General features: G+C 64.8%; 21 protein-coding genes. 12 read left to right on the top strand and 9 right to left on the bottom strand.

Annotated elements, in window-relative coordinates:
- The first annotated feature begins 72 nt into the window (after positions 1–72).
- A complete protein-coding gene (locus ACVMIH_RS26195) occupies positions 73–1,266 on the top strand; it encodes a methyl acetate hydrolase AcmB (RefSeq protein ID WP_057020890.1) in 1,194 nt (397 codons plus the stop codon).
- Positions 1,267–1,293: 27 nt separating this feature from the next.
- On the opposite strand, the gene ACVMIH_RS26190 is transcribed toward ACVMIH_RS26195, so the two are convergent.
- Both ACVMIH_RS26190 and ACVMIH_RS26185 read right to left on the bottom strand, forming a co-directional pair.
- A complete protein-coding gene (locus ACVMIH_RS26190; protein ID WP_456863959.1) occupies positions 1,294–2,427 on the bottom strand; it encodes a threonine synthase in 1,134 nt (377 codons plus the stop codon).
- 38 nt (positions 2,428–2,465) lie between these two features.
- The gene (locus ACVMIH_RS26185; protein ID WP_456866555.1) at positions 2,466–4,562 is read right to left on the bottom strand and encodes an acetoacetate--CoA ligase; all 2,097 of its coding nucleotides are present in this window, start codon (positions 4,560–4,562) and stop codon (positions 2,466–2,468) included.
- Positions 4,563–4,694: 132 nt separating this feature from the next.
- Here ACVMIH_RS26185 and ACVMIH_RS26180 point away from each other — a divergent pair, with 132 nt between their 5' ends.
- The gene (locus ACVMIH_RS26180; RefSeq protein ID WP_076834579.1) at positions 4,695–5,696 is read left to right on the top strand and encodes a glycoside hydrolase family 3 N-terminal domain-containing protein; all 1,002 of its coding nucleotides are present in this window, start codon (positions 4,695–4,697) and stop codon (positions 5,694–5,696) included.
- Between the two features lie 376 nt (positions 5,697–6,072).
- Here ACVMIH_RS26180 and ACVMIH_RS26175 read toward each other — a convergent pair whose 3' ends face one another.
- Positions 6,073–6,468 carry a hypothetical protein gene (locus tag ACVMIH_RS26175; protein ID WP_456854314.1) on the bottom strand — a complete coding sequence of 132 codons (396 nt, stop codon included), beginning with the start codon at positions 6,466–6,468 and terminating at the stop codon, positions 6,073–6,075.
- A 600-nt stretch (positions 6,469–7,068) separates the two neighbouring features.
- Between ACVMIH_RS26175 and ACVMIH_RS26170 the strand changes: the two genes are divergently transcribed.
- The gene (locus tag ACVMIH_RS26170; protein WP_229192800.1) at positions 7,069–7,671 is read left to right on the top strand and encodes a helix-turn-helix domain-containing protein; all 603 of its coding nucleotides are present in this window, start codon (positions 7,069–7,071) and stop codon (positions 7,669–7,671) included.
- Between the two features lie 135 nt (positions 7,672–7,806).
- On the opposite strand, the gene ACVMIH_RS26165 is transcribed toward ACVMIH_RS26170, so the two are convergent.
- The 3 genes from ACVMIH_RS26165 to ACVMIH_RS26155 form a co-directional block, all read right to left on the bottom strand.
- The gene (locus tag ACVMIH_RS26165; RefSeq protein ID WP_076834575.1) at positions 7,807–8,055 is read right to left on the bottom strand and encodes a hypothetical protein; all 249 of its coding nucleotides are present in this window, start codon (positions 8,053–8,055) and stop codon (positions 7,807–7,809) included.
- A gap of 156 nt (positions 8,056–8,211) precedes the next feature.
- A complete protein-coding gene (locus ACVMIH_RS26160; RefSeq protein WP_456863956.1) occupies positions 8,212–8,931 on the bottom strand; it encodes a Crp/Fnr family transcriptional regulator in 720 nt (239 codons plus the stop codon).
- Positions 8,932–9,119: 188 nt separating this feature from the next.
- Positions 9,120–9,830 (bottom strand): Crp/Fnr family transcriptional regulator, encoded by a 711-nt coding sequence (locus tag ACVMIH_RS26155; protein WP_063779960.1) that lies wholly within the window; start codon positions 9,828–9,830, stop codon positions 9,120–9,122.
- A gap of 547 nt (positions 9,831–10,377) precedes the next feature.
- Between ACVMIH_RS26155 and ACVMIH_RS26150 the strand changes: the two genes are divergently transcribed.
- The 6 genes from ACVMIH_RS26150 (at position 10,378) to ACVMIH_RS26125 (ending at position 17,245) form a co-directional block, all read left to right on the top strand.
- The gene (locus ACVMIH_RS26150; RefSeq protein ID WP_076834571.1) at positions 10,378–11,901 is read left to right on the top strand and encodes a flagellin N-terminal helical domain-containing protein; all 1,524 of its coding nucleotides are present in this window, start codon (positions 10,378–10,380) and stop codon (positions 11,899–11,901) included.
- 388 nt (positions 11,902–12,289) lie between these two features.
- Positions 12,290–15,049: a hybrid sensor histidine kinase/response regulator gene (locus ACVMIH_RS26145; protein ID WP_456863953.1), complete on the top strand. Its 2,760-nt coding sequence runs from the start codon at positions 12,290–12,292 to the stop codon at positions 15,047–15,049.
- A gap of 73 nt (positions 15,050–15,122) precedes the next feature.
- Positions 15,123–15,596, top strand: coding sequence for a chemotaxis protein CheW (locus tag ACVMIH_RS26140; protein ID WP_253588546.1), 474 nt, complete (start codon positions 15,123–15,125; stop codon positions 15,594–15,596).
- Positions 15,597–15,639: 43 nt separating this feature from the next.
- Positions 15,640–16,029 carry a response regulator gene (locus ACVMIH_RS26135; RefSeq protein ID WP_018269419.1) on the top strand — a complete coding sequence of 130 codons (390 nt, stop codon included), beginning with the start codon at positions 15,640–15,642 and terminating at the stop codon, positions 16,027–16,029.
- Between the two features lie 37 nt (positions 16,030–16,066).
- Positions 16,067–16,924: a CheR family methyltransferase gene (locus ACVMIH_RS26130; protein ID WP_456863950.1), complete on the top strand. Its 858-nt coding sequence runs from the start codon at positions 16,067–16,069 to the stop codon at positions 16,922–16,924.
- Between the two features lie 3 nt (positions 16,925–16,927).
- Entirely contained in the window at positions 16,928–17,245 is a 318-nt protein-coding gene (locus ACVMIH_RS26125; RefSeq protein WP_057021081.1) for a hypothetical protein, read from the top strand.
- Between the two features lie 138 nt (positions 17,246–17,383).
- Here the strand turns inward: ACVMIH_RS26125 and ACVMIH_RS26120 are convergent, their stop codons facing one another.
- Positions 17,384–17,692, bottom strand: a complete 309-nt coding sequence (locus ACVMIH_RS26120) for a hypothetical protein (protein ID WP_456863946.1) — start codon at positions 17,690–17,692, stop codon at positions 17,384–17,386.
- 154 nt (positions 17,693–17,846) lie between these two features.
- On the opposite strand from ACVMIH_RS26120, the gene ACVMIH_RS26115 reads away from it, so the two are divergent.
- From ACVMIH_RS26115 to ACVMIH_RS26105, 3 genes are all read left to right on the top strand, one after another.
- Positions 17,847–18,479, top strand: coding sequence for a response regulator transcription factor (locus tag ACVMIH_RS26115; RefSeq protein ID WP_018269422.1), 633 nt, complete (start codon positions 17,847–17,849; stop codon positions 18,477–18,479).
- Between the two features lie 175 nt (positions 18,480–18,654).
- Positions 18,655–20,388, top strand: a complete 1,734-nt coding sequence (gene araD, locus ACVMIH_RS26110; protein ID WP_456863943.1) for an L-arabinonate dehydratase — start codon at positions 18,655–18,657, stop codon at positions 20,386–20,388.
- A gap of 104 nt (positions 20,389–20,492) precedes the next feature.
- Positions 20,493–21,212, top strand: a complete 720-nt coding sequence (locus ACVMIH_RS26105; protein ID WP_456863940.1) for a ribonuclease activity regulator RraA — start codon at positions 20,493–20,495, stop codon at positions 21,210–21,212.
- Positions 21,213–21,436: 224 nt separating this feature from the next.
- Here the strand turns inward: ACVMIH_RS26105 and ACVMIH_RS26100 are convergent, their stop codons facing one another.
- Positions 21,437–23,545, bottom strand: coding sequence for a S9 family peptidase (locus tag ACVMIH_RS26100; RefSeq protein WP_456863937.1), 2,109 nt, complete (start codon positions 23,543–23,545; stop codon positions 21,437–21,439).
- A 183-nt stretch (positions 23,546–23,728) separates the two neighbouring features.
- Entirely contained in the window at positions 23,729–25,444 is a 1,716-nt protein-coding gene (locus tag ACVMIH_RS26095; protein WP_456854325.1) for an ABC transporter permease, read from the bottom strand.
- Positions 25,445–25,591 lie beyond the last annotated feature (147 nt).

The following is a 25,591-nucleotide window of genomic DNA, read 5'->3' as shown; positions in this document are numbered from 1 at the left end:
CCGCGTAGCCGGATGGAGCGAAGCGTAATCCGGGCTGCGCGGGTCAACATCACAAAACACAGGAGGAAGACAATGAGCACGAATTTCAGTGCAGCCGCCGATGCAATCCTTGACGGAGTCGTGACTTCAAACCCGCGCGTTCCCGGCGTCGTTGCGATGGTGACCGACCGCCATCGCAACATCTATGAAGGTGCCGCCGGCAAGCGCCGCCTCGACCAGCCCGCCGATATGACGGCCGATAGCGTGTTCGCGATCTTCTCGACCACCAAGGCGATCACCGGGACGGCCGTCCTGCAGCTCGTCGAGGAAGGCAAGCTCGATCTCGACGCACCCGCCAGGACCTACGCGCCCGACATCGGCAAGCTCCAGGTGATCGAGGGTTTTGACGACAAGGGCGAGCCGCGGCTGCGTCCGCCGAAGCGCGACATCACCACCCGCATGCTGATGGTCCACAGCGCGGGTCTGAGCTACGACTTCATCAATCACACCTATAACCGGCTGGCGCAAGAGAAGGGGCAGCCCAGCGTCATCACGGCATCCAAGGCTTCGCTGATGACGCCGCTGCTGTTCGATCCAGGCGAGCGCTGGGAATACGGCACCAACATGGATTGGTGCGGCCAGATCGTCGAGGCCATCGCCGGCAGGCGGCTCGGCGAGGTCTTCAGGACGCGGATCTTCGAGCCGCTCGGGATCATGGACACGACGTTCGAGCTCACCGACGCGATGCGTCGCAAGCTCGCCGGCATCCACGCCCGCAACGCCGACGGCTCACTCACGCCGATGGATTTCGAGCTGCCGGCCAATCCCGAGATCCACATGGGCGGCCACGGGCTTTACGGCACGATCGGCGACTACATGCGATTCATCCGGATGTGGCTGAACGACGGCGCCGGCGAGCATGGGCGGGTCCTGAAGGCGGAGACCGTGCGGATGGCGGAGAAGAACCATCTCGGCAACAACAAGGTCACCGCGATCACCGGCGTGATCACCTCGCTCGCCAACGACGCCGAGTTCTTCCCCGGTCAGTCGAAATCCTGGGCGCTGAGCTTCATGATCAATGAGGAGCAGGCTCCGACCGGCCGCCCCGCCGGCGCGCTCGGCTGGGCTGGGCTCGCCAATTTGTTCTACTGGATCGATCGGCAGAACGGTTTTGGCGGATACTGGGCGACGCAGATCCTGCCGTTTGGCGATCCGACGTCCTTTATCGGCTACATCAATTTCGAGACCGCGTTCTACGAATCCCTGAGGCTGCGCAAGGCGGGATAGGGACAGCCAATCGGAGCGTGCTAAAGGCTAGCTCGCTCCGAGCAGCTCCGTGATCAGCCCCGCCGCCTTGATCCCGGTGCCGCTGATGATGACGACGGTGCGCTCCGCCGGCCGGATCGCGCCGCACGCCTTCAGGACATCGAGCGCGGCGGCGGCCGAGGCCGAGGTCGGCTCGACGAACAGACCGGTCTGCGCCAACCGCTTCAACGCGGCGACGATGCCGTCTTCGGGAATTGCGACGGTGCCGCCGCCGCTCTCCTTCAGTGCCGCGATCATCTGCTTCAGCCGCAGCGGATGCTTAATCGCGGTGCCCTCGGCGATGGTCTTGCGGACCGCGCGATCGACCGGCGTGTCGACGCCGGCGGCGAAGCTGGCATCGACCGGCGAGCAGTTGAGCGGCTGCGCCGCGAACAGGCGCGGCAGGCGCGCGATCTGCCCGGCCGCCAGCAGTTCCTTGAAGCCGATATAGCAGCCGAGCAGGCTGCTGCCGGCGCCGACCGGCATGATGACATTGTCGGGCGCGGTGAAGCCGAAATCTTCCCAGATCTCATAGGCCAGCGACTTGGTGCCCTGCAGGAAGAACGGTTGCCAGTTGTGGCTGGAGTAGAAGATCTGCTTCGACTGGCGGATCGCCTCTGCCTCGGATTCCTCGCGCGGGCCTTCGACCAGCTGCACCTCGGCACCGAAGGCGTGCATCTGCGCCACCTTCATCGGCGACGTCGTCGCCGGCGCAAGGATCCTGACCCGCATGCCGCCGGCCGCGCCATAGGCCGAGACCGACGCGCCGCCATTGCCGGAAGAGTCCTCCAGCACCGCATCGACGCCGAGCTGGCGCAGGAACGACAGCATCACCGTGGTACCGCGATCCTTGAAGCTTGCGGTCGGATTGAACCATTCGAGCTTGAAATGCGGCCGCAGATCATCCCACGCCTTCTCGACGGCTGGCGTGCAGCCTTCGCCCATCGTGATCGGCCGCCTGATCTCGACCGGCAGCGCCGCGCGATAGCGCCACAGCGACCGCGTCGTGCGATCGATGTCGTCGCGGGAGATGCCCGGCAGCGGCGTTATCAGGAGCGGCTTGCCTTCGTCGGAGCACCAGCGCGGGATATCCAGCGGATAGAGCTTTCCGTTGAGCGGGTCGATGTAGCTGGGTGAAGGCATGTCGTGAAATCCCAAACGCGAGTGGCATTCAGCGGCCGTTACGCCGCGCCGGCCTGCCTGCTCAGATAACTCTTTGCAAAATCGAGATACCAGTCGAGGCATCCTGGATTGGCCATCGCATCGCGATTGATGATCTTCTCGACGGGGTGGCCGAGCAGCAGCTTCTTGACCGGCAGCTCCTGCTTTTTGCCGGACAGCGTGCGCGGAATTTCCGCCACCACGAAGATGTCGTTGGGCAGGAAGCGGCGCGACAGCCCGGCCTCGACCGCCTTGTTGATCTTCGCCTTCATCGCGGCATCGAGCGCGATGCCCTCGCGCAGCACCACGAACAGCGGCATGTAGCTGTCGCGGCCGAGATATTCGAGGTCGACGACCATCGAATCCAGCACCTCCGGCAGCGCCTCGATCGCGGAATAGAGCTCGCTGGTGCCCATCCGCAAGCCATGGCGGTTGATGGTGGCGTCGCTGCGGCCATAGATCACGCAGGAGCCGTCGGGGTTGATCTTGAGCCAGTCGCCATGCCGCCACACCGGGCCGCGGCCACTTCCGTCGAAATTGTCGGGGTAGGTCTCGAAATAGCTGGAAAGGTAGCGCGCATTGCCGGGATCGTTCCAGAAGCGCAGCGGCATCGAGGGCAGCGGCTCGGTGCAGACGAGCTCGCCGACCTCGTCGATCACCGCGCGGCCCTGCTCGTCGAACGCTTCCACCGCGCAGCCGAGCAGGCGGCATTGCATGATGCCCGGCGTCTGCGGCAATTCGCGATTGCCGCCGATGAAGGCGCCGGCGAAGTCGGTGCCGCCGGAAATATTGGCCCACCACATATCGGCCTGCGCGGCGTTGCCGTTGTGCTTCGCAAGCGCGGCGAAGCGCTCGTTGAACCAGGCCTGGGTGTCGGCGCTGAGCGGCGAGCCGGTCGAGCCGAGCGTGCGCAGGCCGGAGAGGTCGCCGACGGCAGCGAGATCGATTTCCGCCTTGGTGCAATTGGCAAAGAACGCCGCCCCTGCGCCGAAGAAGGTGGCCTTGGCGTCGGCGACGAAGCGCCACAGCGTGGTCCAGTCGGGCTTGTCCTTGGTGCCGCCGGGACTGCCGTCGAAAATGCAGCAGGTCGTGCCGTTGAGCAGGCCGTTGGCCTGGCAATTCCACATGATCCAGCCGGTCGAAGAGTACCAGTGGAAGCGTTCGCCGAACGAGTTTGGCTGATAGCTGCAGCCGATGTCGTTGTGCAGGGTCGAGAGCGGCAGCGCCACGACGATGATGCCGCCATGGCTGTGCAGGATCGGTTTCGGCAATCCGGTGGTGCCTGAGGAATAGACGATCCAGAGCGGATGATCGAACGGCAGCCATTCCGGCTCGAAGGCGTCGATCTCCGCGCTCCGGCCCGCGAGGATCGCTGACAATCGCGTCTCGGACGGCGCGGCGTCGCTGTGCAGGATGACATGCTGCACGGTCGGCAGCGCGCGCCGCAATTCCTCGATCACACCTTGCCGGTCGTGGCGGCGGCCGGCATAGGTCACGGCGTCGCAGGCGATCAGCACCTTCGGCTCGATCTGCTTGAAGCGATCGATCACCGCGGGTGCCGCCATGTCAGGCGCGCAGACGCTCCAGACCGCGCCCAGGCTCGCGGTCGCGAGGAACGCGATGATCGTCTCGGGAATGTTCGGCAAGTAGGCGGCGACGCGATCGCCGGCGCGCACGCCGTTGGCCTTCAGATGCAGCGCCAGCGCTGCCGATTTGCGCTGCAGCTCGGGCCAGCTCGTCTCCGAGAGCTTGCCGTCCTCTCCACTCGAGATCAGGGCCGGCAGGCCTGCGGCATGCGCCGGCGCGACGTGGCGGAAGACCTGGCGCGCGTAGTTCACCGAAGCGCCGGGAAACCACACCGCGCCCGGCATCTTGCGCTCGGCCAGCACCGCCGAATGCGGCGTCGGCGAGTGCAGGTCGAAATAATCCCACACGCTCTGCCAGAAGGCATCGATATCGGTGACCGACCAGCGCCGCATCGCCTCGAAATCCGCAAATTCAAGGCCGCGCGTCTGCTTCAGCCATTGGCGGTAAAGAGCCATTTGCGGGACGTAAGCTGCTGTCATGGGCGGTTTCCGAAAGTCCTTGTGTCGTGGCGGGCGACCGAGGCCCGCCAGCGTGTCTTAACATAGTGATGCGAGCACGGGGAACGCAGTCGAGCGGCAAGCTGCGTCATATTCTTACCGCCGCCGCAGCGTGCTATTCTATCGGGTGCGGCTGATTCCATGCGGCAACTGAATCGAGCGGCCATGTCCGTCGGCGAACTCTTCATTCTCGGCTTTTACGGCAAGGTCGTTCCGCCCTGGCTGAAGGAATTTGCCGCGCAGTTCGGGCTCGGCGGGGTAATCCTGTTCGACTATTCCTGCCAGACCCGGCAGTATGACAACAACATCGCCTCGCCCGCGCAGGTGCAGTCGCTCTGCGCCGAGATCGCGGCGCTGCCGTCGCGGCCGCTGGTCTTCATCGACCAGGAGGGCGGCCTGGTGCGCCGGCTCAAGGACAGCTGCGGTTTTCAGCCGCTGCCGAGCGCGAAGGAGTTCAACCTGCTCGCGCGCGCGGAAAAGCAGACGGTGCTGGCCGCAAGCTACGGCGAGCTGCGCCGGCTCGGCATCCGCTACAATTTCGCGCCTGTCATCGACGTCGACTACAATCCCGACAATCCCAACATCGGCAGGATCAAGCGGTCCTATTCGCCCGATATCGGTGAGGTCGAGGCCAATGCCCGGCTGGTCGACGCTGCGGCGCGGCAGGCGGGAGTAGGCCTCTGCCTGAAGCATTTTCCGGGCATCGGCGGTGCAAGCGTCGATTCGCACCTGGAGTTCATGGACATTTCCGATGCGCTGCGTCCCGAGCAGGAGGAGCTGTTCTACGCGTTGGCGCCGCGCACCTATGGCGATGCGGTGCTGGTCAGCCACGCCATTGTCCGGCAGTGGGACGCGCAGCGTCCGATGACATTGTCATCGGCCGGGCTCGGCCGGCTTCGCCGTCGTCTGCCCGAGACGCTGCTGATCACCGACGACATGCAGATGCAGGGGCTGCAGAAGGCGCTCGGCACAAGCGCGGCCAGCCTGCAGTCGATCGCCGCCGGCATGGACATGATCTGCATCGGCAACAATCTGTTCGACCAGGAGCAGGGGATGGCCGGCATCGCCGCGGCGGTCGCGGGTGCGGTGCAGGATGGATCACTCGATCAGGCCGCGGTGCGGCGATCCATTGCGCGCGTGCAAAAGCGCAAGGCGCTGTTCGCCTGACGGCGTTGAACCAAATTTTGCGTCGGGCGACCACAAGGTGTGGAACCAAATTTCATTGCCGCGATTTAACAATGACGCTCATCGGGGCTGACAACCATGAAGATGCTCAAGCGTCTCTTCCGATTGACCTGGCTACGTCGGGCCGCACGCAAACCAGCCGATTTTCCGCCTGCCTCCATCGATCCTGACGAATTCAGCCGCCTGCTTTGCAGCGGGCGCGCCGAGGATTTGCGGACACTGGCAAAGCGATTGAGCCAGCGCTCGCGGGCTCACGCATAGGCGGTGGATCGGATCCAATCGCTAGCCTGGTCTTCGGCCAAAACCGGCAAGTCCGGCGCGCGGCCCTGACTCCCGGCATCGGTCTCGATGCGACCCGCTACTGCTTTGCTTTTTCATGATTGCCGATCCCGACCGCCTTGTAGTCGTACGTCGGGTAGAACTCGGTGTGGTAGGCGCCCCAGGCGCTGTTCTCGATGACGCGGTTGACCTCGCGCAGCCGCGATGCCGGCAACCGCAGCGTCACCACCTGGCCGATCCCCATCATCACGTACCAGCTGACGACCTCGACACCCTCGGGCGGAAACGCCTTGTAGAAGCCCTGCCGCTCAAGCTGGGCATTGAGCTCACCGAGCGGTCGTGACTGATCATGCTTGAAGAAGATGGTGAGCATGACCGCGGTGTCGGGCGTCGGCGTTGCATCGCTGGTCGGCGGGGTCTGGGCCTGCGCGCCTGCGCTAAGCAGCAGTGCCGCGGCGAGCGCCGCAATCGACATCAAGGAAATCCAGGATCCGTTCCGCCCTCGCTTCATGGCCGCGCCCTTATTGCTGATCGAGAGGCGGCGATCATCGCGACGCCTGCCGGGGCTGTAAATTGACATTCGCCTGATCCGGTGCCTGCCCGACGCTTCTCGGTTGATGTGAACCGTCTCATAGGTGCGCGCGCCCGCGTGCGGTATGCCGGGGCCATCCCGATGCCCAGAGGGATGATCGATGACGACCCGGCGAATGGCGTATTGGTGGTTCAGGTTCGTTCTTTCGGGGCGGTTCCTGCAGAAATTCCTTCGGCTCCGGCGCCCCTGAGGCGCCGGGCCGCGAATTCCGGCCTTTTTCAATCCGGAACCAGGGGGGCCGGAAATGGCTGCCCGAACCGTTGAAGGTCGATGCCCGGCGGAGAATCCCGCCGGTAGCAGCCTCGCCCATCCGTCCCGTAAGAATACTGTAATTCGACTCAAATATGCGAGATTCGTTGCCAAATCAGCGGTAACCTGCGCCTGCTTGGCAGGTCGGGGACCGAGGTCACAGTTGCGTCACCCGTAGTTCTACGGAGCCCCATGTTAACGCGGCCACAAGTTCACCTTTGGTAAACCATACTTATGACGCAACATGACAACCGAGCCGAGGCGCGCCTTCCGGCATGGACGGGTGGAACCGCGACGCTCGAGCCGCAGTCGCTTGACACTCAGGGACCCGCAGGGCCGCGGCCGCAGGCGGACGCCGGTGCCGCGATCGTCCGGCAGTTCAATGGGCCGGTGACGGCGCTGCTGCTCTATATGAACGAACTCAAGCAGCACAGTCAGCAATTCGCGCACGCGCCCGGCAACGGCGTCTATCTGCGGCAGGTGATCGAGAACGCGCTCGAGCAGACCGAGCGCGTGTCCGCGATGCTGAAGCAGATTTCCGACCTCTATCCCAATGCCGTCCCGGCCGCAGACCTCAAGCCGCCGGGCGACGACAAGCCGGCAGGCTCCCGGCCGCCGGATGTCGTGTTCGCACCGGAAGCCGGCCGCAAGCCATTGACCAAGCGCGAGCGTGAAGTGCTAAGCCTGATCAGCGACGGCTATTCCAACAAGCAGGGTGCGCTGCGGATGAACATCAGCCCGCGCACGTTCGAGAGCCATCGCGCCGAGGCGATGCGCAAGCTCGGCGCGCGCAACACCGCCGATCTCGTCCGCAAGGCCTTGCTGCATTCCGCATAGAGCGATTTCAAGCGAAGTGGTTCGCGCAAAGAAGACGCGTCAAAACTGAAAACCAGAGCCCCGTTCCGATTCCATCGGAATGGGGCTCTGAGCGGTGTTCGGTTCGTTAGGACCCGGTTCTCAGAAATCGTCTTTTCAGAAATCGTCTTCCGCGGCGAAGCACAGGCGCGGTGCGAGCCGCGCGGCCGTCGCGGATGCCTTCGGTTCATCCGGAACGATCGTGACCACCCATGCCGCGGTCGCGCCAGACCTGCTTTCGACGATCGCGCGCACGCGTCCCGTGACGATCGCGCCGGCCGACCGTATGGTGGCGGTCCGGCCGTTGAACTGGGCCATGCGGAAGCGCCGGGCTTCCTTCCGGTCGGTCGTCTGGTACGTGAACATCGGCTCCCCCGTGCGTCCACGTGAATGTGAGGAAACAGCGTTATCCGACGATGAAAATCGCACGCCGTAGAAGTACGGCTTGCACAGCGGTCAGAGCGCTTTTGAGCGAAGCGGGTGCCGGCTTGCGCGAAGAAGACGCGGCAAAAACAACAAACTCTAACGGCCGACTTCCTGACAATTCAGCAGTCCGGCATATTGCGCCTTGACCGCGGCGTAGCATTCGCACGCCGTCTTGATCAGCCCCTCCGCGTTGGTGATCTCGATGTGCCCGCGGCTGTAGTGGATGAAATTGGCCTGTTGCAAGGTATGCGCGACCAGCGACACGCTGTTGCGGCGCGCGCCGATCATCTGCGCCATCGCCTCCTGCGTCAGGACGATCTTGTTGCTGCCGGAGAGATCGCGCGTGTGCAGCAGGCATCGCGCCAGCCGTGACTCCACGGTGTGCGCGGCGTTGCAGCCGGCGGTTTGCTGGATCTGGGCATAGACGGCGAGCCCGTGCCGGATCAACCTCGCGCGAAGCGTCGGGCTCTGGCCGGCAGCTGCGCGCAACGGCTCGAGTTCCACGGTCGAGGCGACGCCGGGCACCAGCACCGTGGCGTTGTTGAGGACAGGCCCTTCGACGAGCGGGGCGAATGCGCCATAGATGCTGTCGCGGCCGACCATCGCGACCTGCACGCGCTCGCCTCTAGCCAGCTTGACCACCAGCGAGATCACGCCCTTGTGCGGCATGTATGTCCGCTTGAGCATCTCGTCGGTCTCGACCAGGACCGAATCGGCCGCGAGGTCGACCGTCCGCAGATGCGGCCGAATCAATTCGAAATCGCTCGCCGAGAGCGACGCCAGGAATCCGTTGGGTGATCGAGGAACCGTTTCCAAAGCAACCTCCAGCCTGCCGGCAAAGCTTGTCTCTGGGCCCAGGGCTGACGTGCGGCTGGACGTCCTTGCAACCTATTCTGGCACGCCAGGGTTCCAATGGAAACATGTCTTGGTTCCAATAGGAATAGACCTATCGCCGCACATTCGGGTTGTCTGCTCGATCACAGTTGGGGCTGGCGGCGCGCCAGTCAGTCTTCCGGCCCGATCAATTGTTCGGCGTGCGCCTTGACCGTCGTATAGCATTCACACGCCGCCTTCCGCAGGCCGTCGATATCGGTGATCTCGATATGACCGCGGCTGTAACGCAGGATGCCGGCCTGCTGAAACCCATGTGCGACAATCGAAACCGCATTGCGCCGGACGCCGATCATCTGCGCCAGCATCTCCTGGGTTAGCGGCAACGCCTCGCTGCCGCACAGATCGCGTGCGCGCAGCAGCCATCGTGACAGCCGTGCCTCCACCGGATGCGAAACATTGCAGGCGACGGATTGTTGCGTCTGCGCCATCAGCGCCTGCTCATAGAGCGCGACCAGGGTCCGGAAATCCGCGCTGCGATTTGCTGCCTCGCGGAAATCCTCCGCCCGCATCATCGAGGCTGAGCCTGGCACCACGACAATCGCATCGGCAAGCAGCGGCCGCTCGTGCAGGGCGGCAGACGCGCCCACGACGCCGTCGCGACCGACGGTTGCAATCTCGACAGATTGCCCGTCGGACAGATTGATCATCATCGAGACCACGCCGCTATGCGGAAAATAAACCCGCTGCACCGGCGCGCCGGCATCGGCGAGCGCCGTTTCCTTGGTCAGGTCGACGGTTTCCAGGAGGGGATGAAGTTGCGCGTACTCCGTGGGGGGAAGTGCTTGCAACAGACGATTGGGCGGACGCGATACCGCGGACATTGCTGCTCCTGCCGAGGGCGGGAGCACTACGGTCTCGCATCACCTACTCTTGGCGTGTGGAAGGACTGCGAACATAGCTTGCCTGTCCAATTGCACAAGGGTTGTGGTGTTGAAACTATACCCTCTGGAGGGCAGACGGCGTGGCCGCCGCCGGGACCGGTGATCGACGTCGATCCGCGCGGCGCGAGATCCCAGCGCGACTTTGTCTCTCATTTATTGATTTCCATTAACTCTGTTCCTCGCTGGACTTTGCATCGTGGTGACCTGCAACGCCGGCTATCGACGCGCCGGGCCTGCCGCGCCGGGATGTCGCAAGTCCTGCACATGCGCAGGAAATTCACGGCCATGACGTCGGTCCGGCGCCGACCGCGCGCTGCTGCGGCCAGCCATCGCGCCGGCCCGTCGAATCACCGGCAAGGCCGTCCTGGGTATTTGTACGGACCAGCCCTTTAACGAACGGGTAGCGCGGACGGACCAGTGTGACGTGGGTCGCCGTGCGAAATTTACGGCGTCGCGTCAATCGTGTTCATCCAGAAGGGTATCCAGTATGTCCGGCATCGTTCTTTCGGCATCGGTCCGTCAAAACCTGCTTTCGCTGCAGTCGACCGCTGACCTGCTCGCCACCACGCAGAACCGCTTGTCCACCGGCAAGAAGGTCAACACTGCGCTCGACAATCCGACCAACTTCTTCACGGCGCAGTCGCTCGACAACCGCGCCAGCGACATCAACAACCTGCTGGACGGCATCGGCAACGGCGTGCAGGTGCTGCAGGCCGCCAACACCGGCATCACCTCGCTGCAGAAGCTGGTCGACAGCGCCAAGTCGGTCGCCAACCAGGCCCTGCAGGCCGCCGTCGGCTATTCCGCGAAGTCGTCGGTGACGACCGCCGCGATCCCCGGCGCGACCGCCGACAACCTGCTCGGCACCGCGACCCCGACCAATGCGACCCTCACCAGCACCGCCGCCTATACCGGCATCGACCTCACCGCGGCCGGCGCGAACCTGACGTTCCAGATCAACAGCCAGACTGTGACCTTGAACTCGGGCACGAACTACTCCGCCACCCAGGTTCGCGATGCGATCAACACGCAGGTCGGCGCCAGCGCCAAGGTCGCCGCCTCGATCGACGGCACCGGCAAGCTGGTCCTGACCAGCACCAACACCGCCGGCACCGGCGACACGCTCACCGTCGGTACGTTCAGCTCGGGCGACGCGACGCAGCTCGGCCTCCCGGCCGGTGCTACGGCAACCGCAACCGGCACGGCTGGCGCGAGCCCGCTGGACACCCTCACGCTGACCATCGGCGCAACCGGCAACGGCACCGCGACCAACATCACCTTCGGCACCGGTGCCGGCAAGGTGAAGTCCCTCAACGACCTGAACGCCGCGCTGGCGGCCAACAACCTGCAGGCCTCGCTCAGTGCGGCCGGTGCGCTCACCATCAGCACCACCAACGATGCCGCTTCGGCGACCATCGGCACGATTGGCGGCACGGCGGCCGGCGCCGGCAAGCTGTTCAACGGCCTTGCGGGCAGCGCTCCGGTGCAGGACCCGACTGCGCTGGCGAACCGCGCCAACCTGGTCAACCAGTACAACAACATCCTGGACCAGATCACCACGACCGCCCAGGACGCGTCGTACAACGGCATCAACCTGCTCAATGGCGATCAGCTCAAGCTGACCTTCAACGAGACGGGCTCCTCGACGCTGAAGATCCAGGGCGTGACCTTCGACGCCACCGGCCTCAACCTCACCAAGCTGACCGCCGGCACGGACTTCGTGGACAACGCTTCGGCCAACGCGACGCTGAAGACGCTGAACAGCGCGAGCGGCCTGCTGCGCACCCAGGCTTCGACCCTTGGTTCGAACCTGTCGATCGTGCAGATCCGCCAGGACTTCTCGAAGAACCTGATCAACGTGCTGCAGACCGGCTCGTCCAACCTGACGCTGGCAGACACCAACGAGGAAGCGGCCAACAGCCAGGCGCTGTCGACCCGCCAGTCGATCGCGGTGTCCGCGCTGGCGCTGGCCAACCAGTCGCAGCAGAGCGTGCTGCAGCTGCTCCGCTAAGCGTAGCCGCGACAGGCATCGACTATCGAGGCGGCGGAGGAAACTCCGCCGCCTTTTCTTTGGCTGCGCTTAGCCATCCCGCCGGGTTCAACCAATGAGCGATCGCGTTCGGATGCAGGCGGTCGTCATGTCGCGAACGTTTTGCCAGACTTAGCGGTCCTCAATTCCAATTAGTTCAAATTGCGATGACCGGTGGAACGGCCTCTTTCCCGTCCGGGTGGTAAGGCCTGTCCTTGTGAGACCGGCCGTGTTGTCGTGATGCGTCGTCGAACTGCAGAAGGGCTTCATCGTCCGTATTTGCACGGACGGCAAAATTAACGTCGCCGTGAAGCCGGCCAAGTTATCGATGCAAGGCGAGCGTTCCGTAGCACCTTGAGGGGACCTATCCATGGACGATCTGTTGCGCGAGTTCCTGACGGAGAGCAGCGAGAGCCTGGATACGGTCGACAACCAGCTGGTGCAGTTCGAGCAGGATCCGAACAACGCGAAGATCCTGGATAACATCTTCCGGCTTGTGCACACCATCAAGGGCACCTGCGGCTTCCTCGGGCTGCCGCGGCTCGAGGCGCTGGCGCATGCCGGCGAGACCTTGATGGGCAAATTCCGCGACGGCATGCCGGTGACGGCGGAAGCCGTGACGCTGATCCTGTCCTCGATCGACCGCATCAAGGAGATCCTCGGCGGCCTCGAGGCGACCGAGGCCGAGCCTGAAGGCAATGACCGCGATCTGATCGATCAGCTGGAGGCCATGGTCGAGCACGGCATGGCGGCGATGTCCGATTCGACGCAGTCGATATCGTCAGGCTCGACGCAGTCGATGCCGGTTGCTGCTGATGAAGATGTGCCTGTCGTTGAAGCGCCGTCGGTGCAGGCGGCAATGACCGAAGGCGCGCTGGTGGTGCAGACGCTGGAGCGTCCGCTGCGTCCGGGCGAGGTCTCGCTCGACGAGCTCGAGCGCGCCTTCCGCGAGACCGAGACCGAAGTCGCCGCACCGGCGCCGGCCGCGAAGCCTGCCGCTGCAGCTCCCGCCGCCGAGCCGGCTGAGGCTGCGAAGAAGCCGGCCCGCAAGGCCGCCGGTGAGGATGTCCAGGAAGGCGACAAGATCGCCAACCAGTCGATCCGGGTCAATGTCGACACCCTCGAACACCTCATGACCATGGTCTCCGAGCTGGTGCTGACCCGCAACCAGCTGCTGGAGATCTCCCGCCGCAACGAGGACACCGAGTTCAAGGTGCCCTTGCAGCGGCTCTCCAACGTCACCGCCGAGCTGCAGGAAGGCGTCATGAAGACGCGCATGCAGCCGATCGGCAATGCCTGGCAGAAGCTGCCGCGCATCGTCCGCGACCTCTCCGGCGAACTCGGCAAGCAGATCGAGCTCGAGATGCACGGCGCCGACACCGAGCTCGACCGCCAGGTGCTCGACCTGATCAAGGATCCGCTGACGCATATGGTGCGCAACTCCGCCGATCACGGGCTGGAGACCACCGCCGAGCGGGTCGCCGCCGGCAAGCCGGAGCAGGGCACCATTCGCCTGTCCGCCTATCACGAGGGCGGCCACATCATCATCTGCATCGCCGACAATGGCCGCGGGCTCAACACCGAGCGGATCAAGGCCAAGGCGCTCCAGAACGGTCTCGTCACCGAGGCCGAGCTCGAGAAGATGACCGAGGCCCAGATCCACAAGTTCATCTTCGCGCCGGGCTTCTCGACCGCCGCGCAAGTGACTTCGGTGTCCGGCCGCGGCGTCGGCATGGACGTGGTGCGCACCAATATCGACCAGATCGGCGGCACCATCGACATCAAGAGCGTGGCCGGCGAGGGCGCCTCGGTCACCATCAAGATCCCGCTGACCTTGGCGATCGTCTCCGCCCTGATCGTGGAAGCCGGCGGCGACCGCTTTGCGATTCCTCAATTGTCTGTCGTCGAGCTGGTGCGGGCCCGCGCCAACTCCGAGCACCGCATCGAGCGGATCAAGGACACCGCAGTGCTGCGCCTGCGCAACAAGCTGCTGCCGCTGATCCACCTCAAGAAGCTCTTGAAGATCGACGACGGCGCGACCACGTCAGACGCCGAGAACGGCTTCATCGTGGTCACGCAAGTCGGCAATCAGACCTTCGGCATCGTGGTCGACGGCGTGTTCCACACCGAGGAGATCGTGGTCAAGCCGATGTCCACAAAACTGCGGCACATCGACATGTTCTCCGGCAACACCATCCTTGGCGATGGCGCCGTCATCATGATCATCGACCCCAACGGGATTGCAAAAGCCCTCGGCGCGTCCGGCTCCTCGGCCCATGACCTCGCCGACGACAATGCGAACGCCCACGCCGCAAGCGGCGAGCAGCTGACCTCGCTCTTGGTGTTCCGCGCCGGCTCCTCGCAGCCCAAGGCGGTGCCGCTCGGCCTCGTCACCCGGCTGGAGGAGATCGCAACCGACAAGATCGAACTCTCGAACGGCCGCTACATGGTGCAGTACCGCGAGCAGCTGATGCCGCTGGTGCAGATGGCCGGCGTCGAGGTGCAGTCGCAGGGCTCGCAGCCGATCCTGGTGTTCGCCGACGACGGCCGCTCGATGGGGCTCGTGGTCGACGAGATCATCGACATCGTCGAGGAGCGGCTCAACATCGAGGTTGCGGGTTCGCAGGACGGCATCCTCGGTTCGGCCGTGATCAAGGGCCAGGCCACCGAGGTGATCGACGTCGGCCACTTCCTGCCGATGGCGTTCGCCGACTGGTTCTCGCGCAAGGAGATGCGGCCGTCGGCCTCGGCGCAGTCGGTGCTGCTGGTCGATGACTCAGCCTTCTTCCGCAACATGCTGGCGCCGGTCTTGAAGGCCGCCGGCTACAAGGTCAGGACCGCGGGCGGCGCGCAGGAAGGGCTCGCCGCGCTGCGTTCGGGACAGAGCTTCGACGTCGTGCTGACCGACATCGAGATGCCCGAGATGAACGGCTTTGAGTTCGCCGAGAACATCCGCTCGGACCACAATCTGATCGGGCTGCCGATCATCGCGCTGTCGGCGATGGTGTCGCCGGCGGCGATCGAGCGCGGCCGGCAGGCCGGCTTCCACGACTATGTCGCCAAGTTTGATCGTCCCGGGCTGATCGCGGCGCTGAAAGAGCAGACCGCCGAACTGCGCCGGGCGGCTTGAGGGGAGAGAGCATGATCCGGAAAAGTGTGAAGCGGTTTTCCGATCGGATCATGCTCAAACAAAGGGTTCATTGATGACCAGCAAGACCGAGACAAGCGAAGGCGCGATGGCCGAATACGTCACCGCCGTGATCGGCGGGCAGCTGTTCGGCCTGCCGATCTCGCGGGTGCAGGACGTGTTCATGCCGGAGCGGCTGACGCGGGTGCCGCTGGCCTCCAGCGAGATCGCCGGCGTGCTCAATCTGCGCGGACGTATCGTCACCGTGGTCGACATGCGCGCCCGGCTCGGGCTGCCGAAGGCCGACGACGGTAAGCCTCCGATGGCGGTCGGCGTTGACCAGCGCGGCGAATCCTATGGCCTGTTGATCGACCAGATCGGCGAGGTGCTGCGGCTCTCCGAAAACAGCCGCGAGGACAACCCGGTCAACCTCGATCCCCGCATGGCCAAGCTCGCCGGCGGCGTCCATCGCCTCGACGGCCAGCTCATGGTCGTCCTCGATATCGATCGCGTGCTCGAACTGGTGCCCAAAACAGCTGCTGCAGCGTAACACTCCACCGCGGAGACGGTGGATTCCACAGGGAGGCCAACACATGAAGACATGTCTCGTCGTCGACGATTCCGGCGTGGTGCGAAAGATCGCGCGCCGCATCCTGGAAGGAATGGAGTTCACGGTCATCGAGGCCGAGGACGGCGCGGTCGCGCTCGAAGCCTGCAAGCGCGCGCTGCCGGATGCCGTGCTGCTCGACTGGAACATGCCTGTGATGGACGGTTTCGAATTCCTCGTGCAGCTCCGCCGCATGCCCGGCGGCGATCAGCCCAAGGTCGTGTTCTGCACCACCGAGAACGGCATCGACCACATCTCGCGGGCGCTGCATGCCGGCGCCAACGAATACATCATGAAGCCGTTCGACAAGGACATCGTGATCGCGAAATTCCAGGAAGTGGGCCTGCTGGCGCTCGACGCGTCGGCCGAAGCCTGACACCCAGTTTCACCATTCAGTCCCTTGTGAGGCTCCCGTGACGCCCCCCGACTACGAGTATCTGCGTAAGCTCCTGAAGGACCAGTCCGGTCTCGATCTGTCCGCGGACAAGCAATATCTGATCGAGAGCCGCCTGCTGCCGCTGGCGCGCAAAAGCGGCCTGTCCGGCATTCCCGACCTGGTCGCCAAGATCAAGGCGGGCTCGTCCACGCACACCGTTCAGGTGATCGAGGCCATGACCACCAACGAGACGTTCTTCTTCCGCGACAAGGTGCCGTTCGAGCACTTCCGCGACACCATCATGCCGGAGGTGCTGAAGGCACGCGCCGCGCGCCGCAGCGTCCGGATCTGGTGCGCCGCCGGCTCGACCGGCCAGGAGCCCTATTCGCTGGCGATGTGCCTGAAGGAAATGGGCGCGGCGCTTGCCGGATGGCGCGTCGAGATCATCGCGACCGATCTGTCGCAGGAGGTGCTGGAGAAGTCGAAGGCCGGCATCTACAGCCAGTTCGAGGTGCAGCGCGGACTGCCGATCCAGATGCTGGTCAAGTACTTCAAGCAGTCGGGTGAGTTCTGGCAGGTCAATCCCGAGTTGCGCGCGATGGTCCAGCACCGCCAGCTCAATCTGCTGCACGATTTCTCCCAGCTCGGCACGTTCGACGTGATCTTCTGCCGCAACGTGCTGATCTATTTCGATCAGGACACCAAGATCAGCATCTTCAACCGTCTCGCCCGGTTGATGGAGGCCGACGGCTTCCTGGTGCTGGGCGCCGCCGAAACCGTGGTCGGCCTGACCGACACGTTCAAGCCGATTCCCGAGCGGCGCGGCCTGTACCGGCCGAGCGGGGTGCGGGCCGGGCTCGCCATGCCGAAGCCTGCCATGGCGGTCGGATATTGAGCGATGGCCGAGGACGGCAAATCCATTGAGCGGGTCACCTTCAGCCGGGGTGTCGATGTCTGCATCATGGCCATCGACGGCACCTGGCGGCGCGACTGCCAGCTCAATGCCATCTCGGACACCGATGCCTCGCTGACCGTCGAAGGTTCCATTCAGGGGCTCAACCTGAAGGAGTTTTTCCTCCTGCTGTCCTCGACCGGCCTCGCCTATCGCCGTTGCGAACTGGTCCGCGTCAACGGCACCGAAATGGACGTCAGTTTCCTCAAGGGCAAGCCGAGCAAACGCCGATCGGCCGCGGACGAAGAGCGGGCCAGGGCCTGACGTCAAGAAGGCCTATCCGACCGGGCGGGCAAGGCCCGCGGCCAATCCGGACGATGCGTGGAACGGATCGTCGCCTGATGGGTTGGGCGTCGTCGGGACAATCGAGGTGATTGGGCCGAACCCGTCGGTGGCGGCGGGTCAGTTCAGCAGACGCGCTGCTGCCCCGGAATCGCGCAGGCGGTCGAGCGTCCTGCCGAGGCCGGCATCGTATGCCTGCAGGGCGGTAGATGCTGTGAGGTAGCGCGGGGTAACGTCGTCGAGAACGACGGTGTCGACGTCGGCCTGCCGCGCGGCCAGCAGGGCGTCGCGCGCGATCGCCGCTTCGATCAGCCGCAGGCTCGCCTGGACATGGCCAATCAGCGCGACCAGGTCCGTCACGATCAGACCGTAGGGATCATGGCCCTCGTCCAAGCGCGCTGCAACGCGGTCCGACGCTGCATTTTCCATGCATGTTTCTCCACTGCCCCCCACTTTTAGGGAACGCGGTGCTACTTGTGCGTTAAGCGGACGTCCCGTACAAATACGGGTCCATTGATCGAGATGGTCGAGTTAGTTCTTGTGCGGTCAGGGCAGCACGCTTCACCACTGATGGACGATGCATATGGTTGAAAATGGCGCTCCGCGCGGGGAAATCTTTGTAGTCGACGACGATCCTGCCGTTCGCGAGACGCTTTCAGTGGTCCTGTCGACCGCTGGTTACAAGGTGATCTGCTTTGCGGACGGCGCGGCGTTGCTCGCGGTGGCGCGCAGCAGGACGCCAGCCTGCATCCTGCTCGACGTTCATATCCCCGGCAAATCCGGCCTCGATATCCTGAGAGAGCTGCATGGCGAGGATTATCCGGCGCCGATCTTCATGATCTCCGGTCAGGGTGACATCGCGATGGCGGTCAGTGCCATCAAGAACGGCGCGCTCGACTTCATCGAGAAGCCGTTCCGCGGCAACGAGATCGTGAGCCGTCTGAACGAGGCGATCGACGCCTACACCAGGCGCCAGGCCGAGACCTCCGCGTCGCGGATCGCCGCGCTGCACTTCCCGGGTCGCGAGCCGCTGACCCGCCGCGAGCGCGAGGTGCTCGAGCAGTTCACCGCGGGCGCCTCCAACAAGGAAGCCGGGCGCCACCTCGGGATCAGCCCGCGCACGATCGAGGATCACCGCGCCAACATCATGAAGAAGCTCGGCGCGCGCAACGCCGCCGATCTGGTCCGCATCGTGATGACGGCGCAGCAAAAGTAAGCCAGGGCCGGTTTACGTTCCGATCGCCACATTGTGGAGCGTGTGCGGCGCACGTTCAGCGAACGGCACGTCTGCGCCGGGGGCGGGACGACATGTCTGAAAATCGAGTGTATGCCTGACGCAGGGCAAGCGCGCCGGAACCGCGCGCGTGCGAGCAATGTCGAGACCCATGCCGATGACGAAGAAGACCCCTGATCAATTGCGCAGCGCGCGCTGGTTTGCGCCCGATGATTTGCGCGCCTTCGGCCACAGGTCGCGGGCAATGCAGATGGGTTACGCGCCGGAGGAGTGGCGCGACCGCCCGGTGATCGCGATCATCAACACCTGGTCGGATGCGCAGCCCTGCCACATGCATTTCAAGAGCCGGGTCGACGACGTCAAGCGCGGCGTGCTGATGGCCGGCGGTTTTCCGCTCGAGCTGCCGGCGCTGTCGCTGTCGGAATCGCTGTTGAAGCCGACCACGATGCTCTACCGCAACATGCTGGCGATGGACGCCGAGGAACTGCTGCGCGGCCATCCGGTCGACGGCGTGGTACTGATGGGCGGCTGCGACAAGACCACGCCCGGCCTGCTGCTCGGGGCCACCAGCATGAACCTGCCGGCGATCTACCTGCCTGCCGGACCGATGCTGCGCGGCAATTGGAAGGGCCGCACGCTGGGCTCAGGCTCCGACGCCTGGAAATACTGGGACGAGCGCCGCGCCGGCAAGATCTCCGACAAGGACTGGGTCGACATGGAGGCCGGCATCGCCCGCAGCTACGGCACCTGCATGACCATGGGCACGGCCTCGACGATGACGGCGATCGCGGAAGCCATCGGCATGACGCTGCCGGGCGCCTCGTCGATCCCCGCGGCCGACGCCAACCACATCCGCATGAGTTCGGAGGCCGGCCGTCGCATCGTCGAGATGGTGTGGGAGGATCTCACGCCGCAGAAGATCCAGACGCGCAAGGCCTTCGAGAACGCGATCACGGTCGCGATGGCGATGGGCTGCTCGACCAACGCCATTATTCACCTCATCGCGCAGGCGCGCCGCGCCGGCCAGGACATTTCGCTGGACGATTTCGAGAAAGCGAGCCGCAAGGTGCCTGTGATCGCCAACGTGCGGCCGAGCGGCGACCTCTATCTGATGGAGGATTTCTTCTACGCCGGCGGGCTGCCCGGCCTGATGAACCGGATCAGGCAGCATCTGCATCTCGACTGCATCACCGTCACGGGCCAGACTCTCGGCGAGAACATCGCAGGTGCCGAGGTGCACAATGACGACGTGATCCGCACTGTCGACAACCCGATCTACAAGGAGGGCGCGCTCGCGGTGTTGAAGGGCAATCTCGCGCCCGATGGCTGCGTCATCAAGCCAAGCGCCTGCGATCCGCGTTTCCTCAAGCACACCGGGCCTGCGCTGGTGTTCGACGACTATCCGTCGATGAAGAAGGCGGTCGACGATCCCGATCTCGACGTCACGGCCGATCACGTGCTGATCCTGCGCAATGCCGGCCCGCAGGGCGGGCCGGGCATGCCGGAATGGGGCATGCTGCCGATCCCGACCAAGCTGGTGAAGCAGGGCGTGCGCGACATGGTGCGGCTGTCGGACGCGCGGATGAGCGGCACCAGCTACGGCGCCTGCGTCCTGCACGTCTCGCCGGAATCCTATATCGGCGGCCCGCTGGCGCTGGTGAGGAACGGCGACCGCATCACGCTCGACGTCGCCGCGCGCACCATCAATCTCGATGTGCCGGAGGCGGAGCTGGCCAGGCGCCGCGCCGAATGGAAACAGCCCGAGCAGCGCTTCGAGCGCGGCTATGGCTGGATGTTCTCGAAGCACATCAAGCAGGCCAATGAGGGCTGCGACTTCGATTTCCTCGAGACCGGCTTTGGCAAGCCGGTCGGCGAGCCGTCGATTTATTGATCACTGTCGTTCCGGGGCGATGCGCAGCATCGAACCCGGAACCTCGAGATTCCGGGTTCGGTCGCTGTAGCGCCCGCCCCGGAATGACAATCGGAAAAATCATCATGTCAAAACTCAGCGACACCACCCGCAACAAGCTGAAATCCGTCTCCACCGCGACGGTCGCGACCGCGCTGTTCAAGCGTGGTTTCCGCATCCAGATGATCCAGGATGTTAATCCCCTGGGCCCGGATCAGCCGACCATGGTCGGCGAGGCCTTCACGCTGCGCTACATGCCGGCGCGCGAGGACCTCAACAAGATCGAGGTGTTCCGCGATCGCGCGCATCCGCAGCGCAAGGCGATCGAGGAGTGCCCCGTGGGCGCGGTGCTGGTGATGGACAGCCGCAAGGATGCGCGCGCCGCGTCGGCCGGCGCGATCCTGGTGACGCGGCTGATGAAGCGTGGCTGCGCCGGCGTTGTCACCGACGGCGGCTTCCGGGATTCGGCCGAGATCGCGCGGCTCGGCTTCCCGGCCTTTCATCATCGCCCGAGCGCGCCGACCAACCTCACGCTGCACCAGGCGATCGAGATCAACGTTCCGATCGGCTGCGGCGATGCGCCGGTGTTTCCCGGCGACGTCGTCCTTGGCGACAGCGACGGCGTCATCGTGATCCCGGCGCATCTCGCCGACGAGATCGCCGACGAGACCTTCGAGATGACCGCGTTCGAGGATTTCGTCACCGAGCAGGTCCAGAACGGTCGCGGCATCTTCGGGCTCTATCCTGCGACCGACGAACAGACGCTGAAGGATTTCGCGACGTGGCGGAAGGCGAAGGGGCGGTAGCGCCTCACTCTCCGCCGTCGTCCTTGATAAGCGATCGCCATACATCCCGCCGTCGTCCCGGCGAAAGCAGGGACCCATAACCTCAGGGAGGAGTTTGGCGAAGACTGGCAGTTGCGTTGTGTGCCGTGGTACTGTGACTGCCTTGCTCGATAGATCACGCGGTATGGGTCCCGGCCTTCGCCGGGACGACGATGGGGAGGGGACCGCGCAAGCCAACCGGCACCCTACACCTCCGCCTTGTCAGCCATCCCGACCGCCCACAGCGCGAACGCATAGACGATCGCGACCTCGTCGAGGCGGTTGAAGCGGCCGGAGGCGCCGCCGTGGCCGGCGCCCATGTTGGTGCGTAGCAGCACCGGGCCGCCGCCGCGCATGGTGGCGCGCAGCCGCGCGATCCATTTCGCCGGCTCCCAATAGGTGACGCGCGGATCGGTGAGCCCGCCCATCGCCAGGATCGCCGGATAGTCCTTGGCCGCGACATTGTCGTAGGGCGAATAGGACAGGATGGTGCGGAAATCCTTCTCGCTCTCGATCGGATTGCCCCATTCCGGCCATTCCGGCGGCGTCAGCGGCAGCGTGTCGTCGAGCATGGTGTTGAGCACATCGACGAATGGCACTTCGGCGACGATACCGGCGAACAGCTCGCCGGCGCGGTTGGCGACCGCGCCCATCAGCATGCCGCCCGCCGAGCCGCCATGGCCGACGATGCGCTTCTCACCGGTATATTTCGCCTCGATCAGCGCCCGCCCGGCGCCGGCGAAATCGTCGAACGTGTTGGTCTTCTTCTCGCGCTTGCCGTCGAGATACCAGCCCCAGCCCTTGTCGGCGCCGCCGCGGATATGCGCAATCGCATACACAAAGCCGCGGTCGACCAGCGACAGCCGGTTGGCGGCAAACGACGCCGGCATCGCCATGCCGTAGGAGCCGTAGCCATACAGTAAAAGCGGCGCCTTGCCGTCACGAACGAAATCCTTGCGATGCAGGATCGAGACCGGCACTTGCGCGCCGTCATGCGAGGTCGCCATGATGCGCGTGGTGACGTAGTCGGCCGGGTTGTGGCCGGACGGAATCTCCTGGCGCTTGCGTAAGCTCCGCGTCCGCGTCGCCATGTCGTAGTCATAGACTTCCGACGGCGTCGTCATCGACGAATAGGCAAACCGCAGGTTGGTGGTGTCGAACTCGTAGCCGCCCATGGTGTCGAGCGAATAGGCCGCCTCGTCGAAGGCGATCGCGTGCTCCTCGCCGCTGTTGAGGTCGCGGATGATGATCGCCGGCAGCGCATTGGCGCGCTCCAGCCGCACCATGTGGCCGGCATAGAGCTCGACGTCGAGCACATAGACGCCTTCGCGATACGGGATCAGGTCGCGCCAGTTGCTGCGCTCGGGCGCGGTGAGCGGCGCGGTGACGACCTTGAAGTCGATGGCGTCGTCGGCGTTGGTGAGGATGAACAGCTCGTCGCCGCGGTCGGCGATCGAATATTGCACGCCTTCCTCGCGTGCCGCGACCAGCCGCGGCGGCGCGTCGGGACTGGAGAGATCGATCAGCCGCTGTTCCGAGGTCTCATGGTCGCCGCCCGCGATCACGCAAAAGCGGCCGCTCGCGCTCTCGTGCAGGTGGGTGAACCAGCCGGAATCCTGCTCCTCATAGATCAGGGTGTCGTCGGCCTGTTTGGTGCCGAGCTTGTGCCGCCACACCTGCATCGGCCGGTGATTGTCGTCGAGCTTGACGTAGAAGAAGCTTTTGGAATCCGCGGCCCAGACCACGCCGCCGTCGGTCTCCTCGACGAGGTCGTCGAGATCACCGCCGGTGGCCCAGTCGCGCACCCGGATCGAGAAATATTCGGAGCCGTTGGTGTCGGCGCTCCAGGCGTGCAGGCGGTGATCGTTGGAATGCCGGCTGCCGCCGAACTTGAAATATTTGTGGTCCTTCGCCAGCGCGTCGCCGTCGAGCACGACATGGGCGTCGCCGCCGTCGCGCGGCGTGCGGCAGTACAGCTCATGCTGGCCGCCCTCGCGGAACTTGCGGAAATAGGCGAACGGGCCGTCCGGCGACGGCACGCTGGAATCGTCCTCCTTGATCCGCCCGCGCATCTCCTTGACCAGCCGCTTCTGCAACACGTCGGTATGGCCGAGCAGGCTCTCGGTGTAACCGTTCTCGGCTTCGAGATAGGTCCGGATGTCGGGATCTAGGATCGAGGGATCGCGCAGCACCTCCTGCCATTTCGGATCCTTGATCCACGCATAGTCGTCGGTCACCGTGATGCCGTGGGTGGTGAAGGAATGCGGCCGGCGCGGCGCGACCGGGGGCGATGTTGTGGTGGCGGATTTGGTCACACGATCCTCATGGTGCGGGGTTCCGCTCTATATCGGGATGAATGTGGCGATTGCCAGATGGGGCGGGCATCCTTGGTTGCCTCGTCATTGCGAGCGAAGCGAAGCAATCCATCGTTCCCCGAAGGGATAGAATGGATTGCTTCGTCGCTTCGCTCCTCGCAATGACGACGTGGTTAGGGCGAGCTACCCGTTCCGCAGCCGCGCGCCGGCATTGCCGCCGGACATCGGAATCCGGTTCACTGCCAGCACCACGGCGAAGGTGATCACCAGCATCGCGATGCCGAGCACCGCGATCGCGGCGAGGTCGCCGCCTTCGTTGAGGTCGTAGATCAGGACCGACAGCACCTTGGTCTGCGAGGTGAACAGCACGATCGCCGCCGACAGTTCCCGCATCACGCCGATGAAGATGAAGCACCAGGTCGCGATCACGCCGGTGCGCAGCAAGGGCGCGGTGATCTGGCGCAGCGCCTGCAACCGGGTCGCGCCGAGAATGCGGCTTGCCTCCTCGAGCTCGGGATGGATGGTCGCGAACGCCGCCTGCAATTGCTGGTAGGCAGAGGGCAGGTTGATGGTGAGGAACGCCAGCAGCAGGATCCACAGCGTGCCGTAGAGCACGAAGGGCGGCCGCGTGTAGCTCAGGAACAGGCCGACGCCGAGCACGATGCCGGGGACCGCGACCGGCGCGGTGGCGAGGAAGCCGAGCACGCGGTAGCCCGCGATCACCTTGCGCGTCGTGACATAGGCGATGACGAGCGCGAGGATGGTGCCGATGGTCGCGGTCGCGGTGCCGAGGATCACGGTGTTCTTGAGCGCGAGCTGGGTCGACGACAGCTCGGTGAACACGAAGACGATGTTGTGCAGCGTCGCCGTCGATGGCGTCACCAGCGTGGTCGCGTTCGGCGAGAACGCGGCGTTGAGCAGCGCGAGGTAAGGCAGGAACACCGGGTTGAGCAGCACCAGGAGGCAGAAGCCGAGCGCGGCCCAGCGCCAGCCGCGCAATTCGACCCGGCGCGGCGCGCCATATTTGCCGCCGATCACCGAATAGCCGCGGCGGCCGAGCAGCGCCTTCTGGCCCTGCAGCAGCAGGATGGTCAGCACCAGCAGCGGCACCGCGGCGGCGGCCGCGAGCTCGAGCTTCGGCGGATACTGGAACAGGCTCCAGATCTTGGTCGTCATGGTGTGGAAGCCGGCCGGCAGCGCCAGGATCGCGGGCGAGCCGAACAGCGTCATCGCCTGCAGGAACGCGATCAGGGCGCCCGCGACCAGCGCGGGCAGCGCGAGCGGGATCGTCACCCGCCGCGCAGTGGTCCAGGCATTGCCGCCGAGGATCGCGGAGGCGTCCTCGAGCTCGCCCGGCATGGTGTCGAGCGCATTGGCCACCAGCACGAACACGAACGGGAACGTGTAGCAGGAGATCACGAAGATGATCCCGGTCATCGAATAGATGTTGAACAGCGCGTCGGCGTCCTCGCCGGCGAACAGCCGGTAGAGCTGGTTCAGCAGCCCGGAATTCGGCGCCGCCAGCAGTTCCCAGGCGACCGCGCCGAGAAATGGCGGCGTCACGAACGAGGCCGTGACCAGTGCGCGGATGGTCTGCCGCCCCGGCATGTCGGTGCGCGACACCAGCCAGCTGATCGGCGCCGCGACGATGCAGCAGATCAGCGCCGACGTGGTCGCGATGATCGCGGTCGTCAGCAGCGGATCGAGGAAATCCGGATTGCTGAACAGCGTGACGAAGTTTTGCAGCGTCGGATGCCGGCTCTTGTCGGTGAAGGCAAACACCGCGAGCCACGACAGCGGCAGCAGGATCAGCAGGATGAGCAGCGCCGCGAACAGCCACATCACGGGGCGTGTCCAGTCGATGCGGGGCTTTGCGGCGGGGGAGGCGGTTGTTGTCATGTTGGCACGCTGCAAGCTGTTTCGACTCCCTCGCCCCGCTCTTGCGGGGTCGAGACAAGCGAAGCTTGCTCTTGGAGGGGTGGGGTGAGGGGCTGCCTCCGCAGACACCGAATGCGCGGAGAGTCCCCCTCACCCGCCGCGCATCTT

The sequence above is a fragment of the Bradyrhizobium sp. USDA 4503 genome (genome assembly GCF_054055815.1).
The sequence above is the reverse complement of the archived record's forward strand: the minus strand, read 5'-3'. Positions and strand labels throughout refer to the sequence as shown.